Origin of the sequence: Micromonospora sp. BRA006-A, assembly GCF_033433935.1 — a bacterium.
Lineage (GTDB): Bacteria > Actinomycetota > Actinomycetes > Mycobacteriales > Micromonosporaceae > Micromonospora > Micromonospora aurantiaca.
This window is the reverse complement of record NZ_JANCLW010000001.1, coordinates 2,739,613-2,764,729: the sequence shown is the minus strand read 5'-3', so window position 1 is coordinate 2,764,729 and position 25,117 is coordinate 2,739,613. Positions and strand designations below refer to the sequence as shown.

Annotated in this window: 3 protein-coding genes and 1 pseudogene; all 4 read right to left on the bottom strand. The window is 75.4% G+C overall.

Annotated features, from left to right (window positions below; all coding sequences use genetic code 11):
* Positions 1-722 (bottom strand): beta-ketoacyl synthase N-terminal-like domain-containing protein (locus NMK34_RS12900; protein ID WP_318333565.1); only part of this gene is annotated, 722 nt, incomplete at its 3' end.
* Between the two features lie 26 nt (positions 723-748).
* Positions 749-22,932: pseudogene (locus NMK34_RS12890) on the bottom strand (SDR family NAD(P)-dependent oxidoreductase).
* Between the two features lie 325 nt (positions 22,933-23,257).
* Positions 23,258-24,106 (bottom strand): metallophosphoesterase, encoded by an 849-nt coding sequence (locus NMK34_RS12885; protein WP_318333562.1) that lies wholly within the window; start codon positions 24,104-24,106, stop codon positions 23,258-23,260.
* Positions 24,107-24,351: 245 nt separating this feature from the next.
* A partial coding sequence (locus NMK34_RS12880; protein WP_318333561.1) for a phosphopantetheine-binding protein occupies positions 24,352-25,117 on the bottom strand: 766 nt, incomplete at its 5' end.

Genomic DNA, 25,117 nt, shown 5'->3' with positions numbered 1-25,117 from the left:
GGGGTGGCCATGACGCACACGCCGCCGGCCAGGGCCAGGTCGAAGTCGCCCTGCCGCAGCGCCTGGCACGCCAGGTGCAGGGCGACCAGCGACGACGAGCAGGCGGTGTCCACGGTGACCGCGGGGCCCTCCAGGCCGAGGGCGTACGCGATCCGCCCGGAGACGACGCTGGTGGCCGTACCGGTCAGCAGGTAGCCCTCGTCGGCGCCCTCGGCCTCGCTCTGCGGGCCCATGCCGTAGCCGTTGGCGGCGGTGCCGACGAAGACGCCGACCTTCTGCCCCCGCATCGAGGCGGGCGCGACGCCGGCGTGCTCGAACGCCTCCCACGACGTCTCCAGCAGCAGCCGCTGCTGGGGGTCCATCGCCACGGCCTCGCGCGGCGAGATGCCGAAGAACTCCGCGTCGAAGTCGGCCGCGTCGTAGAGGAAGCCGCCCTCGCGGGTGGTGGAGCGGCCGGCCCGGTCGGCGTCCGGGTCGTACAGGTTGTCCAGGTCCCAGCCCCGGTCCGTCGGGAAGCCGCCGATCGCGTCGCCGCCGGAGGCCACCAGGTCCCAGAGATGCTCAGGGCTGGCGACGCCACCCGGATAGCGGCAGGACATCGCGACGATCGCGATCGGCTCCCTGGCGGCGGCGGTCAGCTGCTGGTTGAGCTGACGGAGGCGGCCCGTCTCCTTGAGCGACGCGCGAAGCGCCTCGACGACCTTGTCTGCGGACGTAGACATCATGAGCTCCGTACTCGGGACAACGGTCAGGAATCGGTTCCGTCAAGCGCCAGCCTGACGAGGGCGTCGGTGTCGAGGTCGTCGAGGTCCAGGTTCTCGTCGGTGGACTCGTCACCGTCGTCGCCGTCGGTGTCGGCGAGGTTGAGCAGCAGGTCCAGCAGCCCGGCCTCACGGAGGCGGGCCAGCGGGATCGCCGCGAGCGTCTGCCGGACGGCCGCCTCCGCCGGGTCGCCGTCGTCCGCCTGCGCCGCCTCGGGCAGCAGGCCGTCGAGCAGGTTCTCGGCGAGCACGGCCGGGTTCGGGTAGTCGAAGACGAGGGTCGCGGGCAGCGACAGGCCGGTGACGCCGGTCAGTCGGTTGCGCAGCTCGACCGCCGTCAGCGAGTCGAATCCGAGCTCCTTGAACGCCCGCTGCGGCTTGACCCGGTCCGTTCCCGCGTGGCCGAGCACGGCCGAGGCGTGGGTACGGACCAGGTCGACCAGGTGCCGGACCCGCTCGGGGCGGGGCAGGGTGAGCAGGTGCTCCCGCAGGGCGTCGGCGGCACCGCCGGGCTGCTGCTCCACGGCGTGGGCGTGCAGCGCCTCCCGGGCCTCGGCGATGTCGTCGAGCAGCGGCCGGGGGCGGGCCGAGGCGTACGCCGGGGCGAAGACCGCCCAGTCGACGTCCACCACGGTCAGCGTCGCCCTGGGCAGGCCTGCGGCGTACCGCATGGCGTGCACGGCGTCGGCCGGCGCCATGGCGGTCAGGCCGCGCCGGGCCAGCATCTGCTGGGCTTCGCCGGTGGCCATGCCGCCGTCGGCCCACGGTCCCCAGGCCACGGACGTCGCCGCCAGGCCCCGGCCGCGCCGCTGCTCGGCGAGCGCGTCGAGGAAGGCGTTGCCGGCGGCGTACGCGGACTGCCCGCCGCTGCCCCACACCCCGGCGATGGAGGAGAAGAGCACGAACGCGTCCAGCGGCCGGTCGCCGAGCAGGGCGTCCAGGTGCAGCGCGCCGGCCACCTTGCCGTCGAGCACGCCCGCGAACGCGGTCAGGTCGGTGTCGGCGATCAGCCCGGACTCGCCGGCGCCCGCCGCGTGCACCACGGCCGTCAGCGGCGCCGGATCCTCGTCGAGGCGGGCCAGCAGCGCCGCCACCTGGTCGCGCTCGGCGACGTCGCAGGCGACGACCGACGCCCGTACGCCTTGGGCGATCAGCTCCTCGCGCAGCTCCACGGCCCCCGGGGCGTCCCCGCCGCGGCGGCTGGTCAGCACGACGTGCTCCGCCCCGTTGGCCGCCGCCCAGCGGGCCACGTGCGCGCCCAGCGCGCCCGTGCCGCCGGTGACCAGCACGGTGCCGGACGGCCGCCACCGCTGCGCCGTGTCGGGGGCGGCGGGCGCCGAGCGGACCAGGCGACGGACGAACACCCCGGAGGGGCGTACGGCAAGCTGGTCCTCGTCGCCGGCGCCGGTCACCACCCGCGCCAGCCGGTCCCAGGCCGTCGCGTCGGCCTGCTCGGGCAGATCCACCAGCCCGCCCCACAGGTGGGGGTGTTCCAGGCCCGCCACGAGCCCCAGGCCCCAGAGCCCGCTCTGGACGGCAGCGTGCACGGTGTCCCCGTCGCCGGTGCTGACCGCGCCCTGCGTCAGGCACCACAGCCGGGTCGTCGCCCCGGTGTCGTGCAGCGCCTGGAGCAGCAGCAGCGTGGCGGCCGTCCCGACCGGCACGGCCGGGTGGGCGGGGTGCGGCTGGTCGCGGAGGCCGAGCAGGGAGAGCACGCCGGTGACGGGACCGTCGGCCAGCGCGTCGCCCAGCCGCCGGGCGAGGCCCGCCCGGTCGGTGCCGGCCGGGTCGACGGTGAGCCGGACCACGTCGGCGCCGACCTCGGCGAGGGCCTTGGTGACCGCCTCCGCCCGGGTGCCGTCCGCCAGGTCGTCCTGCGCCGTCACGAGCAGCCACGCGCCGGGGCGCGCCGGGCCGGCGGTGATGTCGGCGCGCTTCCATCCGACGCGGTACGACCCTGCGTCCAGGATTGCCCGCTGCGTGCGCGCCCGGTGCCAGGTCGACAGGACCGGCAGGGCCGGGGTGAGGGCGTCCAGGGCGGCGCCGTCGTCGCCGAACTGGGCAGCGAGGGCGCTCAGGTCGCCGCGTTCGACGGCCTTCCAGAAGTCGGCGTCACCGCCGTCGGTCGCCGTCTGCCGCGGCCGGTTCGCCGGCTCGGGCCAGTACCGCTCCCGCTGGAAGGCGTACGTGGGCAGGTCGACCCGCCGTGCGCCGGTCCCGGCGAACCACTGCGTCCAGGTCACCGGCACGCCGTGCACGTGCAACTCCGCCAGGGCGTACAGCAACGCGTGCGCCTCCGGACGGTCCCGGCGCTGCACCGCCACCGCCAGCACGGCCTCGTCGGGCAGCAGGTCGGCGGCCATCGCGGTCAGGACGCTGCGCGGCCCGACCTCCAGGAACGTGTCCACACCGGCAGCCCGCAGGGCGGTGATCCCGTCGGCGTACCGCACAGCCTCGCGCACATGCCGCACCCAATACTCCGGCGTGCAGATCTCGTCACCGGCCAGGGCACCGGTCACGTTCGACACGACCGGCAACACCACCAGGGCTTGATCAACACCAGTTCCCCGAACGACTCCACCAGACGGAACAACGCCACCTCGACCGCGAACAACCCGGCCTGCGTGAACACCGTCTGATCCAGCAACCCCGCCTCGGCGGTGCCCGCCTCGGCGAACAGCACCTCCCGCAGCGGGCGCGGCAACAACGGATCAAGCTGCGCACACACCTCGTCCAGCGCGGCGGCGAACACCGGGAAGACCCCGTACAACTCCCGACCCATCCCGGCACGCTGCGCACCCTGACCCGAGAACAGCAGCGCCAGCTGGCCGCGTACGGCGGCGGAACCGGTGACGACGGCCCCCGACGGCTCGCCGGCCGTCACTGCCGCGAGACCCGCCAGCAGCTCGTCCCGGCTCGCCCCGGACACCACCGCCCGGTGCTCCAACGCGGGCCGGGTGGTGACGGAGGACCAGGCCACATCCACGCCACGTCGGGCCCCGTCGACGGCGAGCCACCGCGCCCACCGGCCCGCCTGAGCGGCGAGTGCCGCCTCCGAGCGCGCCGACAGCAGCACCGGCACCACCGGCACCTCGCGGACGACGACCTCCCCCTCAACCACCTCAGCGGGCGGCTGCTCGATGATCACGTGCGCGTTCGTGCCGGAGATCCCGAACGACGACACCCCCGCCCGACGCGGCCGACCCACCCGCGGCCACGGCACCGCCTCGGCGGCCAGAGCGACCGCCCCCGCCGACCAGTCCACATGCGGAGACGCCTCATCCACGTGCAGCGTCGCCGGGACGACGCCGTGGCGCATCGCCAACACCATCTTGATCACACCAGCCACACCGGCTGCCGCCTGCGCATGCCCGATGTTCGACTTGATCGACCCCAACAACAGCGGCTCCCGCCCCTGCCGGTCCTGCCCGTACGTCGCCAGCAACGCCTGCGCCTCAATCGGGTCACCCAGCGTCGTACCCGTGCCGTGCGCCTCCACCACATCCACATCGGACGGCGACAGACGCGCGTTCGCCAGGGCCTGGCGGATGACCCGCTGCTGCGACGGACCATTCGGCGCCGTCAACCCGTTCGACGCGCCATCCTGGTTCACGGCGCTGCCCCGCACCACCGCCAGGATCCGCCGGCCCTCCCGCTGCGCGTCCGAGAGTCGTTGCACGAGCAGCACACCGACGCCCTCCGACCAACCCGTACCGTCCGCCGACGCCGCGAACGACTTACACCGGCCGTCGGCCGACAGACCACGCTGCCGCGAGAACTCCACGAACGTGCCAGGCGTGGCCATCACCGTCACGCCACCGGCGAGCGCGAGGTCGCACTCACCGCTGCGCAGCGCCTGCACCGCGAGGTGCAGCGCCACCAGTGACGACGAGCACGCCGTGTCGACAGTGACCGCCGGGCCTTCGAGGCCGAAGGTGTAGGCGACCCGGCCGGACAGCACGCTGCCCGAGTTGCCGGTGCCGATGTAGCCCTCGACCTCGGGCGTCTCCATCAGGCGCGTCGAGTAGTCGTGGTAGATGACGCCCGCGAAGACACCGGTCCGGCTGCCCCGCAGGCCCGACGGGTCCAGGCCCGCCGACTCGAACGTCTCCCAGGACGCCTCCAGCAGCAGCCGGTGCTGCGGGTCCATGGCGAGGGCCTCGCGCGGCGAGACACCGAAGAAACCGGGGTCGAACTCCGCCGCGCCGTACAGGAAACCGCCGTGGCGGGTGTACGAGGTGCCGGCGTGGTCGGGGTCCGGGTCGTACAGCGACTCCAGTTCCCAGCCCCGGTCGGCCGGGAACTCCCCGATGCCCTCCCCACCGGCGCTGACCAGCTTCCACAGCTCGTCGGGGGATTCCACCCCGCCGGGGTAGCGGCAGGCCATGCCCACGATCGCGATCGCCTCGTCGGCGTCGCCGGTCGCCGCCTCGTCCGTCGTGACGGTGCCGGGCCGGGTGCCGGCGAGTTCCGCGTACACGTGGGCCGCCAGGACCTGCGGGGACGGGTGGTCGAACACCAGGGTCGAGGTGAGGCGCAGGCCGGTCGCGCCGTTCACCCGGTTACGCAGCTCGACGGCGGTCAGCGAGTCGAAGCCGAGATCCTTGAACGCCCGGTCGGCCGGCACCGCCTCGGCGCCGCCGTGCCCGAGAACCTGCGCGACCAGGCCCCGGATCAGCTGGTCGACCTGCGCGAGGCCGTCCTCTGCGCTGAGGCCGGTGAGGCGGTCGGCCCAGCCGCCGGGGGCGCCCTGGCCGACGCGGCGGCGGGTCGTCGCCACGTCGACCAGGTTGCGCAGCATCGGCGGTACGACCGCGCCGGCTGCTGCCGCCCGCAGCGCGGGTACGTCGATCACGGCCGGCACCAGGGCCGCCCGCTGTGCCCCCACGGCGGCGTCGAAGAGTTCCAGGCCGGTGCGGGCGTTCATCGGTCGGAGTCCGGCGCGTGCCGTGCGGGCCCGGTCGTTGCCGCCGATCGAGGCGGCCATGCCGGCGGTGTCCCACATCCCCCACGCCAGACTCACCGCCGGCAACCCGAGCTGCCGCCGGTGGACCGCCAACCCGTCCAGGAACGCGTTACCCGCCGCGTACGCCGACTGACCCGGCGAACCCAACACACCCGCCACCGACGAGAACACCACGAACAGATCCAGATCCAGCGACGCCGTCGCCTCATGCAACAACCAACCCGCCGACACCTTCGGCGCCAACACCCCTGCCAGACGCTCCTCGGTGACCCGCTCGACCACGCCGTCATCCAGGACACCGGCGGTGTGCACCACACCCGCCAGCCGACCCCCAGCGGAAACCTCCGCCACCAGCCCGAAGACCTGATCCCGGTCCGTCACGTCACAGGCAACCACCCGCACCGACGCACCCAACCCGGACAACCGCTCCGACAACTCACCCGCACCCGCAGCCCCCGGACCACGCCGCGACACCAGCACCAGCGACCGCACGCCGTGCACCGACACCAGGTGCTCCGCCACCAACGCCCCGAGCGCACCCGTACCACCAGTCACCAGCACCGCACCGTCACCCACAACCGGCGTCTCCACCGACACCGCAGCGACCGCACGCACCAGACGCGGCACGAACACCCCGCCCGCACGCACCGCGACCTGACCGCCGGCCGGGTCCGCGGCGAAGCGGGCCAGGACGCCCAGCGTGCCGGGGTTGATCGCGTCGTCGACGTCGGCCAGGACGATGCGACCGGGGTGCTCGGACTGCGCGGAGCGCAGCAGGCCCCACACGGCCGCGGCGGCCAGGTCGCTCACCCGGTCCCCGTCGCGGACGGCCAGCGCGCCCCGGGTCACCACCACGAGCTTCGAGTCGGCCAGCGCGTCGACGGCCAGCCACTCCTGCACCAGGCCCAGCACGTCGGCGGTGACCGTGCGTACGGCCTCCGCCGGGTCGCCGTCGTCGGCGGGCGACGCGGCCGGCGTGAAGAGCAGCAGGCGCGGCGGGGCGATGCCGGCGTCGATGGCGGCGCGCAGCTGCCGGATCGTCTCGGCGGAGGGGCCACCGGGGACGCCCGGCAGGGCCGGCCCGCCCAGCACCGCCCAGCCCGACGCGTCGTCGACCGGATCGGCCTCCTCGGCCTGCCAGGCCACCTCGAACAGGGAGCGCGACGCCGCGTTCGGGGCGGCCACCCCGGTCAGCTCCCGCAGGACGAGGGAGTCCACCGACACCACCGGCGCGCCCGCCTCGTCGCGGGCGGTCAGCCGCACCGCGGAGCCGTTGCGGGTCAACCGCACCCGCAGCAGCCTCGCGCCGGAGGCGTGCACCTGTACGCCCTCGAAGGCGAAGGGCACGCGCGGCCCGCCCGTCTCCTCGGCGCCGGGTAGCAGCCCGATCGGGTGCAGGGCGGCGTCCAGCAGCGCCGGGTGCACGCCGAAGCGAGCCGCCTCCGCCGCCGCGTCGTCCGGCAGGACCACCTCGGCGAAGACGTCGTCCTCGCCGGTCCACACCCGGCGCAGCCCCTGGAACGCCGGCCCGTACGACAGGCCGTGTTCAAGGAGCGCCGGGTACCAGCCGGTCAGGTCCACCTCGGTGGCGCCGGCGGGCGGCCAGGCGGTCGGCTGCGGTTCGTCGGCCGTGGCCGGTTCCAGCACGCCCTCCGCGTGCCGGGTCCAGCCCGCCTCGGGGTCGTCGTCGGGGCGGGAGTAGACGGCGACGGGGCGCTGCAGCGACTCCGACGCGGACACCCGCACCTGGATCCGTACGGCGCCGGACTCGGGGAGCACCAGCGGCACGAGCACCGTCAGATCCCGCAACCGCGGCAGGTCCGCCTCGTCGCCGGCGCGGACGGCAAGCTCCACGAGGGCCGTGCCCGGGACCAGCGGCACGCCGGAGACGACGTGGTCGGCCAGCCAAGGGTGGGTGGTCGGGGAGATCCGGCCGGTCAGCACGATCTCGTCGTCGCCGGCCAGGTCCACGGCCGCGCCGAGCAGACCGTGCTCGGCCACGCCGAGGCCGGCGCCGCTGACGTCGCCGGCGCGCAGCCGGCCCACGGCCGGCCAGAAGCGCTGCCGCTGGAACGGGTACGTCGGCAGGTCGACCGGGCGGGTTCCGGCCGGCAGGAGGGCGGTCCAGGTGACCGGCGTGCCGTGCGCGTACAGCTCCGCAAGCGCGTGGACCAGCGACGCCGGCTCGGGTCGGCCGGGGCGCAGGGTCGCCACGACCGCCGTCGCGTCGTCGTCCGGCAGGCAGGCGCCCACCATGCCGGCGAGCACCGCGTCGGGGCCCAGTTCGAGGAAGGTACGGACGTTGCGCTCGCGCAGGCTCGCGATCCCGTCGGCGAAACGGACGGTCTCGCGTACGTGGCGAACCCAGTAGTCGGGGGTGCCGATCTCGTCGGGGTCGGCGACCTGCCCGGTCAGGTTCGACACGATCGGCAGGACGGGCCAGTGGAACGTCAGCCCGTCGAGCGTCTGCCGGAACTCGGCCAGCATCGGCTCCATGAGCGGGCTGTGGAACGCGTGGCTGACGGTGAGCCGGCGCGTACGCACACCCCGGTCCTTCCATGCCTGCTCCACCTCGTCGAGGGCCTCGGCGGCGCCGGAGACCACCACGGCGGTGGGGCCGTTGACGGCGGCGACGCCGACCCGGCCGGCGAGCGGAACGATCGACTCGGCCACCGCGGCCTCGTCGGCGGCGACAGCGAGCATGCCGCCGCCGGCCGGCAACGCCTGCATCAACCGACCCCGCGCCGCGACCAACGCACACCCGTCAGCCAGGGACAACACACCCGCCACGTGCGCCGCCGCGATCTCACCGACGGAGTGCCCGGCCACCAGGTCCGGCACCACACCCAACGACTCCACCAGCCGGAACAACGCCACCTCGACCGCGAACAGCCCCGCCTGCGTGAACACCGTCTGATCCAGCAACCCCGCCTCGGCAGAACCCTCCGACGCGAACAGCACCTCCCGCAACGGACGCGACAACAACGGATCCAGGTGACCGCACACCTCGTCCAGAGCCGCGGCGAACACCGGGAACGCCCCGTACAACCCGCGACCCATACCGGCGCGCTGCGCGCCCTGGCCGGAGAAGAGGACGGCGGTGCGGCCGCTGCGGGCGATCCCCCGCACGACGGCGGCCGAGGGCTCGTCGTCGGCCAGCGCACCGAGGGCGGCGAGCAGCCCGGCGCGGTCGGCGGGCAGCAGCACGGCGCGGTGCTCGAAGGCGCTGCGGGCGGTGGCGAGGGCCCGGCCCACGCCGGCGATGGTCAGGTCCGGCTCGCCGTCGACGAGGGTCCGCAGCCGGCGCGCCTGCTCGTGCAGGGCGGCCTCGTCGCGGGCCGACAGGACGCAGGCGACGAGGTCACCCGGGACGCCCGTGGCGGGGGCGGCCTGCGCCGGGGCGGGCTCGGGGGCCTGCTCGACGATGGTGTGCGCGTTGGTGCCGCTGATGCCGAACGACGACACCGCCGCGCGGCGGGGCCGGTCGACGGCGGGCCACGGCCGGGCCTCGGTGAGCAGCGCGACCGACCCGGCCGTCCAGTCGATGTGCGGGGACGGCTTCTCGGCATGCAGGGTCGGCGGCAGCACGCCGTGCCGCATGGCCAGCACCATCTTGATCACACCGGCGACACCGGCCGCCGCCTGGGCGTGGCCGATGTTCGACTTGACCGACCCCAGCCACAGCGGACGGTCCTGCGGTCGGCCCTGCCCGTACGTGGCCAGCAGCGCCTGCGCCTCGATCGGGTCGCCGAGGGCGGTGCCGGTGCCGTGCGCCTCGACGGCGTCCACATCGGTGGTGGCGAGCCGGGCGTTGGCGAGCGCCTGCCGGATCACCCGCTGCTGGGCGGGGCCGTTCGGCGCGGTCAGACCGCTGCTGGCGCCGTCCTGGTTGACGGCGCTGCCGCGCACGACGGCGAGCACGCGGTGACCGTTGCGCTGCGCGTCGGAGAGTCGCTCCAGCAGGAGCATGCCGACGCCCTCGGCGAAACCGGTGCCGTCGGCGCCGGCGCCGAACGCCTTGCACCGCCCGTCGGGCGACAGGCCGCGCTGCCGGGAGAACTCGGTGAGCATGCCGGGGGTGGACATGACGCTCACCCCGCCGGCGAGGGCGAGGCGGCACTCGTCCTGCCGCAGCGCCTGGGTGGCCAGGTGCAGCGCCACCAGCGACGACGAGCAGGCGGTGTCGACGGTGACGGCAGGGCCCTCCAGGCCGAACAGGTACGAGATGCGGCCGGAGGCGACGCTGCCGGCGCTGCCGTTGCCGACGTGGCCGTCCAGTCCGTCGGTGCCACCGGCGGCCTGGGAGGCGTAGTCGTGGTAGATCAGGCCGACGTAGACGCCCGTGCTGCTGCCCCGCGCCGAGTGGGGGTCGATCCCGGCCCGCTCGAAGGCCTCCCAGGAGGTCTCCAGCAGCAGCCGCTGCTGTGGGTCCATCGCCAGGGCCTCGCGGGGCGAGATCCCGAAGAAGGCGGCGTCGAACTGGGCGGCGTCGTGGAGGAAGCCACCCTGCCGTGGTACGGCGCCCGGGTCCTCGCCGTCGGCGCGCAGGTCGTCGAGGTTCCAGCCCCGGTCCGTGGGGAAGGGCGAGATGACGTCGGTGCCGGCGGTGACCACGTCCCAGAGCTGCTCGGGGGTCTGCACGTCGCCGGGGAACCGGCAGGCCATGCCGATGATGGCGATCGGTTCGTCGAGGGCGGCGGCGGTGCCGACCGCCACGGGCCGGTCCACGACTGCCGCGCCGCCGAGCTCCCGGTCCAGGAACTCGGCGAGCACCACCGGTGTCGGGTAGTCGAACGCCACGGTGGCGGGCAGCCGCAGGCCGGTAGCGGCGGAGAGCCGGTTGCGCAGCTCCACCGAGGTGAGCGAGTCGAAGCCCAGCTCCTTGAAGGCGCGCTGGGCGTCGACGGTCTCCGCCGAACGGTGCCCGAGCACTGCCGCCACGCCGGCGGCCACCAGGTCGAGCAGGTGGGAGCGCCGCTCCGCCGGGCCGAGCGTCGCCAGCCGGTCGCGTACGGAGGCGGTGTCCGCGAGGCCGCGACCCACCGCGCGCCGGGCCGGGCCTCCCGCACGGACCACGTCCCGCAGCAGGCTGGGCACGTTCTGGCCGGTCGCCCGCGACGCCGGCGGCAGGTTCATGAGGACGAGGTGCGCCGCGCCGCGTTGTCGCGCCAGCTCGTACAGCGCCACGCCCTGCCGGTCGGTCAACGGGGCGCTGGTGGCGCGGATCGCCTTGCGGTGCTCGTTGCCGCCCAGGTGGGCGGTCATGGCGCTGCTGGTCGCCCACAGCCCCCAGGCGAGGCTGGTGGCGGGCAGCCCCTGCTCACGCCGGTGCCGGGCGAGGGCGTCGAGGAACGCGTTCGCGGCCGCGTAGTTGCCCTGCCCCGGCGAGCCGAGGGTGGCCGCCACCGACGAGAACAGCACGAACGCCGACAGGTCCAGGTGCCGCGTGGCCTCGTGCAACGCCCACCCGGCGTCCACCTTCGGCGCCAGCACCGCACGCAGGGCGGAATCGTCCAGCGAACCGATGGTCGCGTCGGCGATCACCCCGGCGGTGTGCACCACGGCGGTCAGCGGGTGCGCCGGGTCCACCAGTTCCAGCAGCCGGGTCACCTGCACGGGGTCGGTCACGTCGGCGGTGCCGGCGGTGACCCGGGCGCCCGCGCGGGTCAGCTCGTCTACCAGCTCCCGGTAGTGCTCGGGGCCACGGCGGGAGGCCAGCAGCAGGTGCCGGGCCTGGCCGGTGGCGACGAGGTGCCGGGCGAACACGCCGGCGAGGGCGCCGCCGGCGCCGGTGACGAGCACGGTGCCGTCCGGGTCGGCGGGGGCGGGCACCCGCAGGACGACCTTGCCGATGTGCCGGGCCTGGCTGATGTGGCGCAGCGCCTGCCGGGCCTGGCGCACGTCCCACGCCCGTAGCGGCAGCGGGCGCAGCGCGCCGCGCGCGAACAGGTCGAGCAGCTCGGTGAGCATCTCCCCGATGCGCCGGTGCCCGGCCTCGTTGAGGTCGAACGCGCGGTAGGTTACGCCCGGGTGGTCGGCGGCGACGGTTTCGGCGTCGCGTACGTCGGCCTTGCCCATCTCCACGAACCGGCCACCGCGCGGCAGCAGCCGCAGCGACGCGTCCACGAACTCACCGGCGAGGGCGTCGAGCACCACGTCGACGCCGGCACCGCCGGTGGCCGCGCCGAAGGTCTGCTCGAACTCGGTGGTCCGCGACGACGCGATCCGCTCCTCGGCCACCCCGAGTTCCCGCAGCACGCCCCACTTGCCGGGGCTGGCGGTGGCGTGGACCGTCGCGCCCCAGTGCCGGGCGAGCTGGATGGCGGCCATGCCGACGCCGCCCGCGCCGTTGTGGATCAGCACCGACTCACCGGCCCGCAGGTCGGCCAGGTCCCGCAGCGCGTAGTACGCGGTCAGGAACACCACCGGCACGGAGGCGGCCTGCGCGAACGACCAGTCGGCGGGGATCTTCGCCACGAGGTCGCGGGTGGCGATCACCTCGGGGGCGAAGGCCGGCTCGAACATGCCGAGCACGCGGTCGCCGGGCGCCAGGTCGGTCACGCCGGGGCCGACCTCGACCACGACGCCCGCGCCCTCGCTGCCCATCACGGCCGCCGGATCCGGGTACATGCCCAGGCCGATCAGCACGTCGCGGAAGTTCACGCCGGCCGCGCGCACCGCGATGCGCACCTGGCCCGCGTCCAGGGCGGCGGAGGTGGCGGGCACCATGCCGACTCCGTCGAGGGTGCCGGGGCTGACCGCCCCGACCCGCCACAGTCCGTCCGGCGGGACGAGGTCGTCGGCGGCCTGGCCGGCAGGCCGGCCCAGGCGGGGCGTGCGCACCTCGTTGCCGCGTACGGCCACCTGGCCGCCGGTCGGCGACGGATCCTGGGCCACGGTGGCCAGCACGGCGAGGGTGGCCGGGGTGAGTTCCCCGTCGACGTCGGCGAGGACGATCCGCCCCGGGTGCTCGGACTGGGCCGAGCGCAGCAGGCCCCAGACCGCCGCGCCGGGCAGGTTCCGCACCGCGTCCGCCGGGGTGGCGGCCACCGCCGCCCGGGTCAGCACGACGAGCGTGGTGTCGGCCAGCGCCTCACTGCCCAGCCAGGAGTGCAGCACGGCCAGGACGCGGGCGGTGGCCGTACGGACTTCGTCGGGCAGGTCGCCCTCCGGGGTGCCGGCGGGCACGGGGACCACGAGCGCGCGGGGCGCCTCGACCGTACCGGCCGAGACCGCCGCGGTCAGCTCGCCGACGGTCGGGAACACCGGCGTGACGAGGTCCGCCGGGGCGGGTCCGTCGCCGAGCAGCACCCAGCCGGAGACGTCCCGCGCCGGGGTGACCGTCTCGGCCTGCCACGTCACCTCGAACATCGACCGCTCCGCGGCCTCCGCGCCGGTGGCGTCGGTCATCTCCCGCAGGGCGAGCGACTCGACTGACACCACGGGCACGCCGGACTCGTCCCCGGCCACCAGCCGCACGCGCGAGCCCGCCCGGGTCAGCCGCACCCGCAGCGTCCGGGCTCCGGAGGCGTGCACCTGCACGCCCTCGAACGCGAACGGCACGCGCGGTCCGCCGGAGCGCTCGGCCAGCAGCAGCCCGACGGGGTGCAGGGCGGCGTCCAGCAGCGCCGGGTGCACGGCGAAGCCGTCGGCGTCGCCGGCCGCCTCGTCCGGCAGGGTCACCTCGGCGTACACCTCGTCGCCGGCGGTCCACAGCCGCCGCAGGCCCCGGAACGCCGGCCCGTAGGCCAGGCCGCGCTCCGCGAGCGCCGGATACCAGCCGGCGAGGTCCACCTCGGTGCCTCCGGCCGGCGGCCAGGAGCCCAACGCCGGCTCGTCGGTGGCCTGCTCCAGCAGACCGTCGGCGTGCCGCGTCCAGGGGTCCTCGGGATCGCCGTCGGGCTGCGAGTGCACCGCCACGCTCCGGGTTCCGGAGCCGTCGGCCGCGCCGACGCGCACCTGCACGCGGATCGCGCCCGGGTTCGGCAGCACCAGCGGCGCGGCGACGGTCAGTTCCCGCACCCGGGAGGCGCCGACCTCGTCGCCGGCGCGCACCGCGAGCTCGACGAGGGCCGTGCCCGGCAGCACCACGGCGCCGCCGACCACGTGGTCGGCGAGCCACGGGTGCGTGGACGCCGACAGCCGGCCGGTCAGCACGACCTCGTCGTCGCCGGCGAGGCGCACCGCCGCGCCGAGCAGCCCGTGCCCTGCCGCGCCCAGCCCCGCGCCCGACACGTCGCCGGTGGCGGAGCGGTCGAGCACCGGCCAGAACCGGTCCCGCTGGAAGGCGTACGTGGGCAGGTCGACAGGGGTGGCGCCGGAGCCGGCGAAGACGCGCGACCAGTCGACGGGCACGCCGGCGACGTGCAGCTCGCCGAGGTTGGCCAGTAGCTGACGCGGCCCGTGCCCGTCGCGGCGCAGCGAGCCCACCACCACGCCGCCGCCGGCCTTCCGGTCGAGCGCGTCCTGCACGGCGATCTTGAGTACGGGGTGCGGGCTGACCTCGACGAACGTCCGGAAGCCCTGCTCGATCAGCTGGTCCACGACCGGCGCGAGCCGGACCGGCTCCCGCAGGTTGCGGTACCAGTAGTCGGCGTCGAGCCCGGCGGTGTCGATCGGCTCGCCGGCGACTGTGGAGTGGAAGGGCACGGTGCTGGAGCGGGGGTCCACAGTGCCGAACCGGGCGATCACCTCGTCGCGGATCGGGTCGACGTGGCCGCTGTGCGCCGCGAAGTCGACGGCGATCTGCCGGGCGCGGACGTCGCGCTCGGCACAGTGCGCGAGCAGTTCGGCGACCGACGCCGAGTCGCCGGCGACCACTGTCACGGCGGCGCCGTTGAGGGCGGCGACGGAGAGGCTGCCCCGCCACGGCGCGATGAGCCGCTCGGTGTCGGCGGCCGGGAGCGGCACGGAGACCATGCCGCCGCGACCCGCGATCGACAGCAGGCCGTGGCTGCGCGCCACGACGAGCCGCGCGGCTTCGGCGAGGGTCAACGCGCCGGCGACGCAGGCCGCGGCGAGTTCCCCCTGCGAATGCCCGATGACGGCGGCCGGTTCGACGCCGCACGCGCGCCAGAGCTGCGCGAGGGACACCATGACGGAGAAGAGCGCGGGCTGGACCACGTCCACCCGGTCCAGGGGCGGCGCGCCGGGCGCCTGCCGCAGCACGTCCCCCAGGTTCCAGTCGACCAGCCGGGACAGCTCCTCGGCGCACTCGTCCATCCGCTGCCGGAAGACCGGCGAGGTCTCCATCAGGTCCAGCGCCATCGAAGTCCACTGGGAGCCCTGGCCGGGGAAGACGAAGACGACCTTCGACGCGGCGTCCACGCCCGCCGGGGAGGTGTCGCCGTCGGCGAGGGCGGCCAGCCGGGCGAGCGCGTCGTCCCGGCCGTTGGCCACGACGACCGCGCGGTACGGGTGGTGCGCCCGCTGGGTGGCCAGGGAGAAGCCGAGGTCCCGCGGGTCGAGGTCGGCGTCGCCGGCGAGCCGTTCGCCGAGGCGGGCAGCCTGCGCCCGGAGCGCTCGGGGGCTTCTGCCGGAGACCGGCAGGGGTACGGCGGCGGGCCCGGCAAGGCCGGGAACGTGCCCCGCCGGCACGGGCGCCGGGGCCGGCTCGCCGGGTGCCTGCTCGATGACGGTGTGCGCGTTGGTGCCGCTGATGCCGAACGACGACACGGCGGCCCGTCGGGGCCGGTCGACGGCGGGCCACGGCCGGGCCTCGGTGAGCAGGGCGACGGCTCCGGCAGTCCAGTCGACGTGGGGCGAGGGCTCGTCCACGTGCAGGGTCGGCGGCAGCACGCCGTGCCGCATCGCCAGCACCATCTTGATCACGCCGGCCACCCCGGCGGCCGCCTGGGAGTGGCCGATGTTCGACTTGATCGAGCCGAGCCAGAGCGGCTCGCCGGCGGCACGGTCCTGGCCGTAGGTGGCCAGCACCGCCTGCGCCTCGATCGGGTCGCCGAGGACGGTGCCGGTGCCGTGCGCCTCGACCGCGTCCACGTCGGCCGGGGCGAGCCGCGCGTTCTCCAGGGCCTGGCGGATGACCCGCTGTTGCGACGGGCCGTTCGGCGCGGTCAGCCCGTTGGACGCGCCGTCCTGGTTCACGGCGGAGCCGCGCAGCAGGGCGAGCACCCGGTGCCCGTTGCGCCGGGCGTCGGAGAGGCGCTCCACGAGCAGCATGCCGACGCCCTCGGACCAGCCGGTGCCGTCCGCGCCGGCGGCGAACGCCTTGCACCGCCCGTCCGGGGCGAGGCCGCCCTGCCGGGAGAACTCGGAGAACATGCCGGGCTGCGCCATCAGCGCCACCCCGCCGGCCAGGGCCATGTCGCACTCGCCGCCGCGCAGCGCCTGGGCGGCGAGGTGCAGCGCCACCAGCGACGAGGAGCAGGCGGTGTCGACGGTGACCGCCGGGCCTTCGAGGCCGAACATGTAGGCGACCCGCCCGGAGGCGACGCTGCCCGCCGTGCCGGTCAGCAGGTGCCCCTCGATGCCGTCCAGGTCGTCGCGTCCGCTGGTGGCGTAGCCGGATGAGGCGGCGCCGACGAAGACACCGGTGGCGGTGCCGCTGAGGGCGGCGGGGTCGATGCGGGCGTACTCGAAGCTCTCCCAGGCGGTCTCCAGCAGCAGCCGCTGCTGCGGGTCCATGGCGAGGGCCTCACGAGGGCTGATGTTGAAGAAGCCGGCGTCGAAGTCGGCCGCGTCGTAGAGGAAGCCGCCCTGGTGGGTGACGGTGCCGCCGGCCTGGTCGCCGTCCGTGCCGTACAGCCGGTCGAGGTCCCAGCCGCGGTCCGCCGGGAACTCGCCGATGGCGTCGGCCCCGGAGGTGACGAGCTGCCACAGCTGCTCGGGGGTGGCGACGCCGCCGGGGTAGCGGCAGGCCATGCCGATGATGGCGATCGGCTCGTCGGCGTCGGCGGTGACGACCGTACGGACGGTGGCGCCGGCTCCTGTGGCCGGGCCGAGCTGCGCGAACAGGTGCTCGGCCAGCCGGGCCGGGGTGGGATGGTCGAAGGCCAGCGTGGCGGTCAGCCGCAGCCCGGTGGCCGCACCGAGGCGGTTGCGCAGTTCCACCGAGGTCAGCGAGTCGAAGCCCAGGTCCTTGAAGGCGCGGGCGGCGGGGACCGCCTGTGCCGAGGCGTACCCCAGCACCGTGGCGGCCTGGCCGCAGACCAGGTCGACGAGCGCCTGCCGGGCGTCCGCCTCGGACAGGCCGTCGAGCCGCTCCCGCCACGACGCTCCGGCACTGGGCCGATCGGTGGCGGTGCGGCGCCGGCCGCCGCCGCGCAGCAGGTGCCGCATCAGCGGCGGTACGCCGCTCGCCTCGCCGGTGACGTGGAGGCGGGCCGCGACGAGCACCGGTCGGGCCGCCGGCAGGGCGGCGTCGAAGAGTTCGGCGCCCTCGGCCGGAGAGACCCGGCTCATCCCGGCGCGCCGCAGCCGCTGCTGGTCGTCGCCGTCGAGGTGGGCGGTCATCGTGCTGTCGGTGGCCCACATGCCCCAGGCGAGGCTGGTGGCGGGCAGCCCCTGCTGCCGGCGGTGCTGCGCGAGGGCGTCGAGGAACGCGTTCGCGGCCGCGTAGTTGCCCTGCCCCGGCGAGCCGAGGGTGGCCGCCACCGACGAGAACAGCACGAACGCCGACAGGTCCAGGTGCCGCGTGGCCTCGTGCAACGCCCACCCGGCGTCCACCTTCGGCGCCAGCACCGTACGCAGGGCGGAATCGTCCAGCGAACCGATGGTCGCGTCGGCGATCACCCCGGCGGTGTGCACCACCGCCGTCAGCGGGTACGCCGGGTCGATCCCGGCGACCAGCTCGGTGACCTGTGCGGGGTCGCTGACGTCGACGGCCACGGCGGTGACGTCGGCGCCCGCGTCGGTCAGTTCCCGGACCAGGGTGGCGTACGCGTCGTCCCGGCCGGGTGCGCGGCGGGAGGCCAGCAGCAGGCGGCGGGCCTGGCCGGTGGCGACGAGGTGCCGCGCGAGCACGCCGGCCAGGGTTCCGGCCGCGCCGGTGAGCAGCACGGTGCCGTCGGGGTCGGCGGGCGCGGGGATGCGCAGCACCACCTTGCCGACGTGGCGGGCCTGGCTGACGTGCCGCAGCGCCTGCCGGGCCTGACGCACGTCCCACGCCCGTACGGGCAGCGGACGCAGCGCGCCCCGCGCGAAGAGGTCGAGGATCTCGGTGAGCATCTCGCCGATGCGGGTGCTGCCCGCCTCGTTCAGGTCGAAGGCGCGGTACGCCACGCCCGGGTGGTCGGCGGCGACCGCCTCCGGGTCGCGTACGTCGGCCTTGCCCATCTCCACGAACCGGCCACCGCGCGGCAGCAGCCGCAGCGACGCGTCCACGAACTCACCGGCGAGGGCGTCGAGCACCACGTCCACCCCGGCACCGCCGGTGGCCGCGCCGAAGACCTGCTCGAACTCAGTGGTCCGCGACGACGCGATCCGCTCCCCGGCAACGCCCAGGCCCCGCAGCACACCCCACTTGCCGGGGCTCGCCGTCGCGTGGACGGTGGCGCCGAGGTGGTGGGCGAGCTGGATGGCGGCCATCCCGACGCCACCGGCGCCGTTGTGGATCAGCACCGACTCACCGGCCCGCAACCCGGCGAGGTCCCGCAGCGCGTAGTACGCGGTCAGGAAGACCAGGGGGACGGACGCCGCCTGGGTGAAGGACCAGCCGGCGGGCATCTTGGCGATGCGCCGGCGATGGGCGACGGCCTGCGGGCTGAACCCGAGTTCGAACATGCCCATCACCCGGTCGCCGGGCGCCAGGTCGGTCACGCCGGGGCCGACCTCGACCACGACGCCCGCGCCCTCGCTGCCCATCACGGCCGCCGGATCCGGGTACATGCCCAGGCCGATCAGCACGTCGCGGAAGTTCACGCCGGCCGCGCGCACCGCGACGCGCACCTGGTCCTCGCCCAGCTCCGCGGGCGTGGCCGGCACCGGCGCGATGCCGTCCAGGGTGCCGCCGGTGACGGGGGCGAGGTGCCACGGGCCGGGCGGCGGGGTCAGTTCGTCGCCCACCGGCCGCGCCAGCCTCGGCAGGAGGGTGCGCTCGCCGCGCACCGCGAGCTGGCCGCCGGAGACCGACGGGTCGACGGCGACCCCGGCCAGCACGGCGAGGGTCGCGGGGGTCAGTTCGCCCTCGACGTCGGCGAGGACGATCCGCCCCGGGTGCTCCGACTGCGCCGAGCGCAGCAGGCCCCAGACGGCGGCGGCAGCGAGGTCGGTGACCTGGTCGTCGTCCCCGCTGGCCACCGCGCCCCGGGTCACCACCACGAGCTTCGTGTCGGCCAGCGGCTCGGCGGCGAGCCAGGACCGCAGCACGTCCAGCACACCGCTGGTGACCGCCCGCACGGCCTCCGGCACGGCGACGCCGGGAACGGCGGCGGGCACCGTCAGCAGCACCCGCCGGGCCGTGGCCCCGTCCGCCGCCAGGGTCGCCACGTCCGCGAAGACCGGCACCTCCGGCAGCGCGTCCGGTGCCGGCCGGCCCAGCACCGCCCACCCCGGAAGGTCGTCGACGCTCTCGATCTGCTCGGCCTGCCAGGTCACCTCGTACAGCGACCGGGCGGCACCGCCCCGGGTCGCCGTCGCGGTCATCTCCCGCAGCACCAGCGAGTCCACCGACACCACCGGCGCGCCCGAGCCGTCGCAGGCGACCAGCCGCACCCCGGAGCCGTCCCGGGTCAGCCGCACCCGCAGCGTCCGGGCGCCCGAGGCGTGCACCTGCACGCCCTCGAACGCGAACGGCACGCGCGGCCCGCCCGTGGCCTCGGACTCGAGCAGGAGCGCCACCGGGTGCAGCGCGGCGTCCAGCAGCGCCGGGTGCACCCCGAACGCGCCCGCCTCGCCGGCCGCCCCGTCCGGCAGCGCCACCTCGGCGTACGCCCCACCGTCGGCCGTCCAGGCCCGCCGTACGCCCTGGAACACCGGCCCGTACGACAGGCCGTGCTCGGCCAGCGCCGGATACCAGCCGGTCAGGTCCACCTCGGTCGCGCCCGCCGGCGGCCACTCGCCGAGCCCCGGCTCGTCGGCCGACACCGGTTCGAGCAGGCCGTCGGCGTGCCGCACCCAGTCGGTGTCGTCGTCCTCCTCGGGCTGGGAGTACACGGACACCGTCCGCACGGCGGCGTCGTCGGCAGCGCCGACGCGCACCTGCACGCGTACCGCCCCGGACTCGGGCAGCACCAGCGGCGCCGCCACGGTCAGCTCCCGTACCCGCGACGCGCCCACCTCGTCGCCGGCGCGGACCGCCAGCTCCACCAGGGCGGTGCCCGGCACCACCACGTTGCCGCCGACCACGTGGTCGGCCAGCCACGGGTGCGTCGACGTCGACAGCCGGCCGGTCAGCACCACCTCGTCGTCGCCGGCGAGCCGCACCGCCGCGCCGAGCAGCGGGTGCCCCGCGACGCCGAGGCCGGCGCCCGACACGTCGCCGACCCGCCACGGCAGCACCTCGGGCCAGAACCGCTCCCGCTGGAAGGCGTACGTGGGCAAGTCGACCCGGGCGGCGCCGGTGTCGGCGAACCACTCCCGCCAGGACACCGGCAACCCGTGCACGTGCAGCTCGGCGAGGGCGTGCAGCAGCGCCTGCGCCTCGGGCCGGTCCCGGCGCTGGGCTGCGACGGCGAGCACGTCGTCGTCGGGCAGCACGTCGGTCGTCATCGCGGTCAGTACGCTCTGCGGGCCGATCTCCAGGAAGGTGTCGACCCCGGCGTCGCGCAGCGCGGCGAGCCCGTCGGCGTAGCGGACCGCCTCGCGGACGTGCCGTACCCAGTAGTCGGCGGTGCGGATCTCGTCGGCGTCGGCGAGCGCACCGGTCAGGTTCGACACGATCGGCAGCGTGGGGGCGGCGAGGTCCAGCCGCTCGACGATGCCGCGGAAGCGCTCCAGCACCGGTTCCATCAGCGGGCTGTGGAACGCGTGACTGACGGCCAACCGGCGGGTACGCACACCCCGGTCGCGCCAGACGCGGTCCACCTCGTCGAGGGCGTCGACGGCGCCGGAGACCACGACGGAGGTCGGGCCGTTGACGGCCGCGATGCCGACCCGGTCGGTCAGCCCGGCGATCGACTCCGTCACGGCTGCCTCGTCGGCGGCCACGGCGAGCATGCCGCCACCGTCGGGCAGCGACTGCATGAGCCGGCCCCGCGCCGCCACCAGCAGGCAGGCGTCCTGGAGGGACAGCACCCCGGCCACGTGCGCGGCGGCGATCTCACCGATCGAGTGCCCGCCCACGAAGTCCGGCACCACGCCGAACGACTCCACGAGGCGGAACAGCGCCACCTCGACGGCGAAGAGCCCGGCCTGGGTGAACGCGGTCTGGTCCAGCAGCTCCGCCTCGGCGGAGCCCTCCGGCGCGAACAGCACCTCCTTGAGCGGGCGCGGCAGCACCCGGTCGAGATGCCCGCACGCCTCGTCGAGGGCGGCGGCGAAGACGGGGAACTCGGCGTACAGCTCGCGGCCCATGCCGGTGCGCTGCGCGCCCTGGCCGGAGAAGAGCACCGCCAGCGGACCCCGGTCCCCGGCCTGGCCGGCGACCACGGTGCCCGACGGCGCGTCCGCCGCCAGGGACCGCAGGCCCGCCAGCAGACCTGTGCGGTCCTCGGCGAGCACCACCGCACGCCGGTCGAGCGTCGCGCGGGACACCACCGACGACCAGGCCACATCGAGCGGGCGCGGCTCCTCGTCGTCGCTGAGCCGACGGGCCAGCCGGTCCGCCTGCGCGGCGAGCGCGGCCGGCTGCGCGGCGGAGAGCAGCATGGGCACGACGGCGGGACGGCGGGACGGGGTGGCGTGGTCGCCGGCCGGGTCGGGGGCCGGCGCCTGCTCCAGGATCAGGTGGGCGTTCGTGCCGCTCATGCCGAAGGACGACACGCCCGCCCTGCGGACGTGCTCGCCGCCGGCCCACGGGCGCGCCTCGTCGAGCAGGGCCACGGCGCCGGTCGACCAGTCGACGTGCGGTGAGGGCCGGTCCACGTGCAGGGTGGGCGGCAGCACGCCGTGCCGCATCGCCATCACCATCTTGATGACGCCGCCGGCGCCGGCCGCGGCCTGCGGGTGGCCGATGTTCGACTTCAGCGAGCCCAGCCACAGCGGGCGGTCGGCGGTGCGGCCCTGCCCGTACGTGGCCAGCAACGCCTGCGCCTCGATCGGGTCGCCGAGCCGGGTGCCCGTGCCGTGCGCCTCGACGGCGTCCACGTCGGACGGACTGAGCCGGGCGTTCTCCAGCGCCTGCCGGATCACCCGCTGCTGCGCGGGGCCGTTGGGGGCGGTCAGCCCGCTGCTCGCGCCGTCCTGGTTGACGGCGCTGCCCCGGATCACCGCCAGGACGGGGTGCCCGTTGCGCCGGGCGTCGGAGAGCTTCTCGACGAGCAACATGGCGACGCCCTCGGACCAGCCGGTCCCGTCGGCGTCGGCGGAGAACGCCTTGCACCGCCCGTCGGAGGCGAGCCCTCGCTGGCGGGAGAACTCGACGAAGGCGCCCGGCGTGGCCAGCACGGTGACGCCGCCGGCCACGGCGAGGGAGCACTCACCGTCGCGCAGGGCCTGGCCGGCGAGGTGCAGGGCGACCAGCGACGAGGAGCAGGCGGTGTCGATGGTGACGGCCGGCCCCTCCAGTCCGAAGGAGTAGGCCAGCCGGCCGGACATGACGCTCGCGGCGGTGCCGGTGAGGACGTAGCCCTCCGTGCCCTCGGGCAGTTGCCGCAGCACGGACGTGTAGTCCTGCCCCGCGGTGCCGACGAACACCCCGGTACGGCTGCCCCGCACCGACGCGGCGTCGATGCCGGCCCGCTCGAAGACCTCCCAGGTGACCTCGAGCAGGAGGCGCTGCTGCGGGTCCATGGCCAGCGCCTCGCGCGGCGAGATCCCGAACAGGGCCGGGTCGAACAGGCCGGCGTCGCGCAGGAAGCCACCCCGGTTGCTGTACGTGGTGCCGGGGTGGTCGGGGTCGGGGTCGTAGAGCCGGTCGAGGTCCCAGCCCCGGTCGTCGGGGAACGCGCCGGTGGCGTCCACCCCGCCGGCGACGACGTCCCAGAGGTCCTCCGGTGAGGCGACGCCACCGGGGAAGCGGCAGGCCATGCCGACGATCGCGATCGGCTCGGCGTCCTCGTCCTCCAGCTCGGTCAGGCGCCGACGCGCCAGGCGGAGCTCGGAGGTCACCCACTTCAGGTGTTCGAGGAGCTTGTCTTCGTCCGCCATGACCCACCCGCCCAGAGCTTGCTATCGATCGGAATCTGCCGATTCGTTGACCACACCACCGCCGGCGGGCCGGCTTCGTGCACAGGTGGGTGCAGACGCGGCCGTTCGGCTCACGAACCCCACACCTGTTCCTGATTCCGGTCGTCGTGCCTGCTCAGGCGCCCGCCACGCCGGACGGTCCCGCCGACACACGCCCGCCACCGTGACTGGACGGTACTGAGCGCCCAACACCCGCCCAACCCCTAGAGAACCCCTGATCGACCGGCCCGCGAGCGGCGTCACGGCAGGCTCCGGGAGCGGCGGTGACCAGCGCCACGAGGGCCATTCAGGCGGCCGACGGCAGGATGCGGCGCAGCCGGCCGGGGGGCGTCGACCGGCGGCGCCACTCCCGCGGGTAGCCGACCGAGACCTCTTCGAACCGGACCCCGTCGTACCAGGTGGTGCGCGGGATGTGCAGGTGGCCGTAGACGGCGACGCGGGCGTCGAAGCGGACGTGCCAGTCGGCCGTGGCCTCGGTACCGCACCACTGGGCGAACTCGGGGTACCGCAGGATCCGGGTGGGCTCGCGCACGAGCGGGAAGTGGTTGACCAGGACGGTGGGCAGCCCGCCGCGCTCGGCGGTCAGCCGCCGCTCCGTCAGGGCCAGCCGCGCCCGGCACCAGGCGTCCCGCGTCGGGTACGGGTCCGGGTGCAGCAGGATCTCGTCGGTGCAGACCACGCCGACCTCGTGGGCCCGTGCCAGGGCCTGCTCCTTCGTGTACGTCCCCGGGGGCCGGAAGGTGTAGTCGTAGAGCAGGAACAGCGGCGCGATCAGGACCGGGTCGTCGCCCTGCGGGTCCCAGACGGGGTACGGGTCCTCCGGGGTGACGACCCCGAGCCCTCGGCACAGTTGCACCAGGTGCTGGTAGCGCGCGTCCCCCCGCAGCTGGATCGGGTCCTCGCGGGGAGTCCACAGCTCGTGGTTGCCGGGGGCCCAGATGACCTTGGCGAAGCGGCGGCTGAGGAGTCCCAGCGCCCACTCGATGTCGCCGACGAACTCCCCGACGTCGCCGGCGACGACGAGCCAGTCGCCGTCGCGCTCCGGCCGCAGCCGCTCGACGATGGCCTTGTTCTCCGCGTGCACCACGTGCAGGTCGCTGATGGCGAGCAGTTGAGGCAAGCCGGATCCGGCCATGCGGACCTCCCGTCCATCCGGGGCACCGCACGCACCCACATCCGTACCGCTCGGCTGCCGGTGGGCAGGGCGAGACGGCCTGGCGTGCTCCGACCCTACGGAGCCGGGCCCGCGCCGGCACACCCCTAGACGGGATACGTGGACCCCTAGGCAGCCGCGCCTGCCCGACGGCGCCGGTCAGGCGTCCGGCGCCGTCGGGTGTCCCTTTTCCCGGCCCGTCCCGCCCGGGGTCGGGCAGTGTCCGCTCAGGACTTGCCGAACTCCCGCTGGATGATGTCGAAGAGCTCGTCCCGGCTGGCCGACTCCAACTCCTCTCCGGCGGCCGACGCCGGTGCGGTGGCGGCGGGTCGGCCCCGCCACCGGGTCAGCAGGTCCTCCAGCCGACCGACGACCGCGTCGTCGACCTGGTCGCCCGGCAGCCCGCCGAGGAGCTTGTCGAGGCGTTCGATCTCGGCCACGATCGGCAACGCCGGCTGCTCGGGCACCAACTCGGCCCGCAGGTGACCGGCGAGCGCGTTCGGGGTGGGATGGTCGAAGACGAGGGTGGCGGGCAGTCCGATGCCCGTCGCGGCGGTCAGCCGGTTGCGCAGCTCGACTGCGGTGAGCGAGTCGAAGCCCAGTTCGAGGAAGCCGCGGGCGGGCCTGATCCCGCTCGGCGTGGCGTGTCCCAGCACCGCCGCGGCGGTGCCGCGGACCAGGTCGAGCAGGATGCGGTCGCGCTCCGACCCGGAGGCGGCGGCGAGCCGCTCGCGCAGCGCCGACGCCGCGCCGCGGTCCTCGCCCTTCGGCGCCTCCTCGGCCTGTGCGGGCTGTGCTTCGGGGATGTCGGTGAACAGACGCGACGGACGCAACGCCGTGAACGACGGCACAAACCGATCCCACCGCACATCCGCCACCACCACCTGCCCCTCACCACCATCCAACGCCCGCTGCAACGCCGCCACCGCCAACTCCGGAGCCATCCCCGGCAAACCACGCCGACTCAACTGCTCCCCCGCCACCCCCACCGCC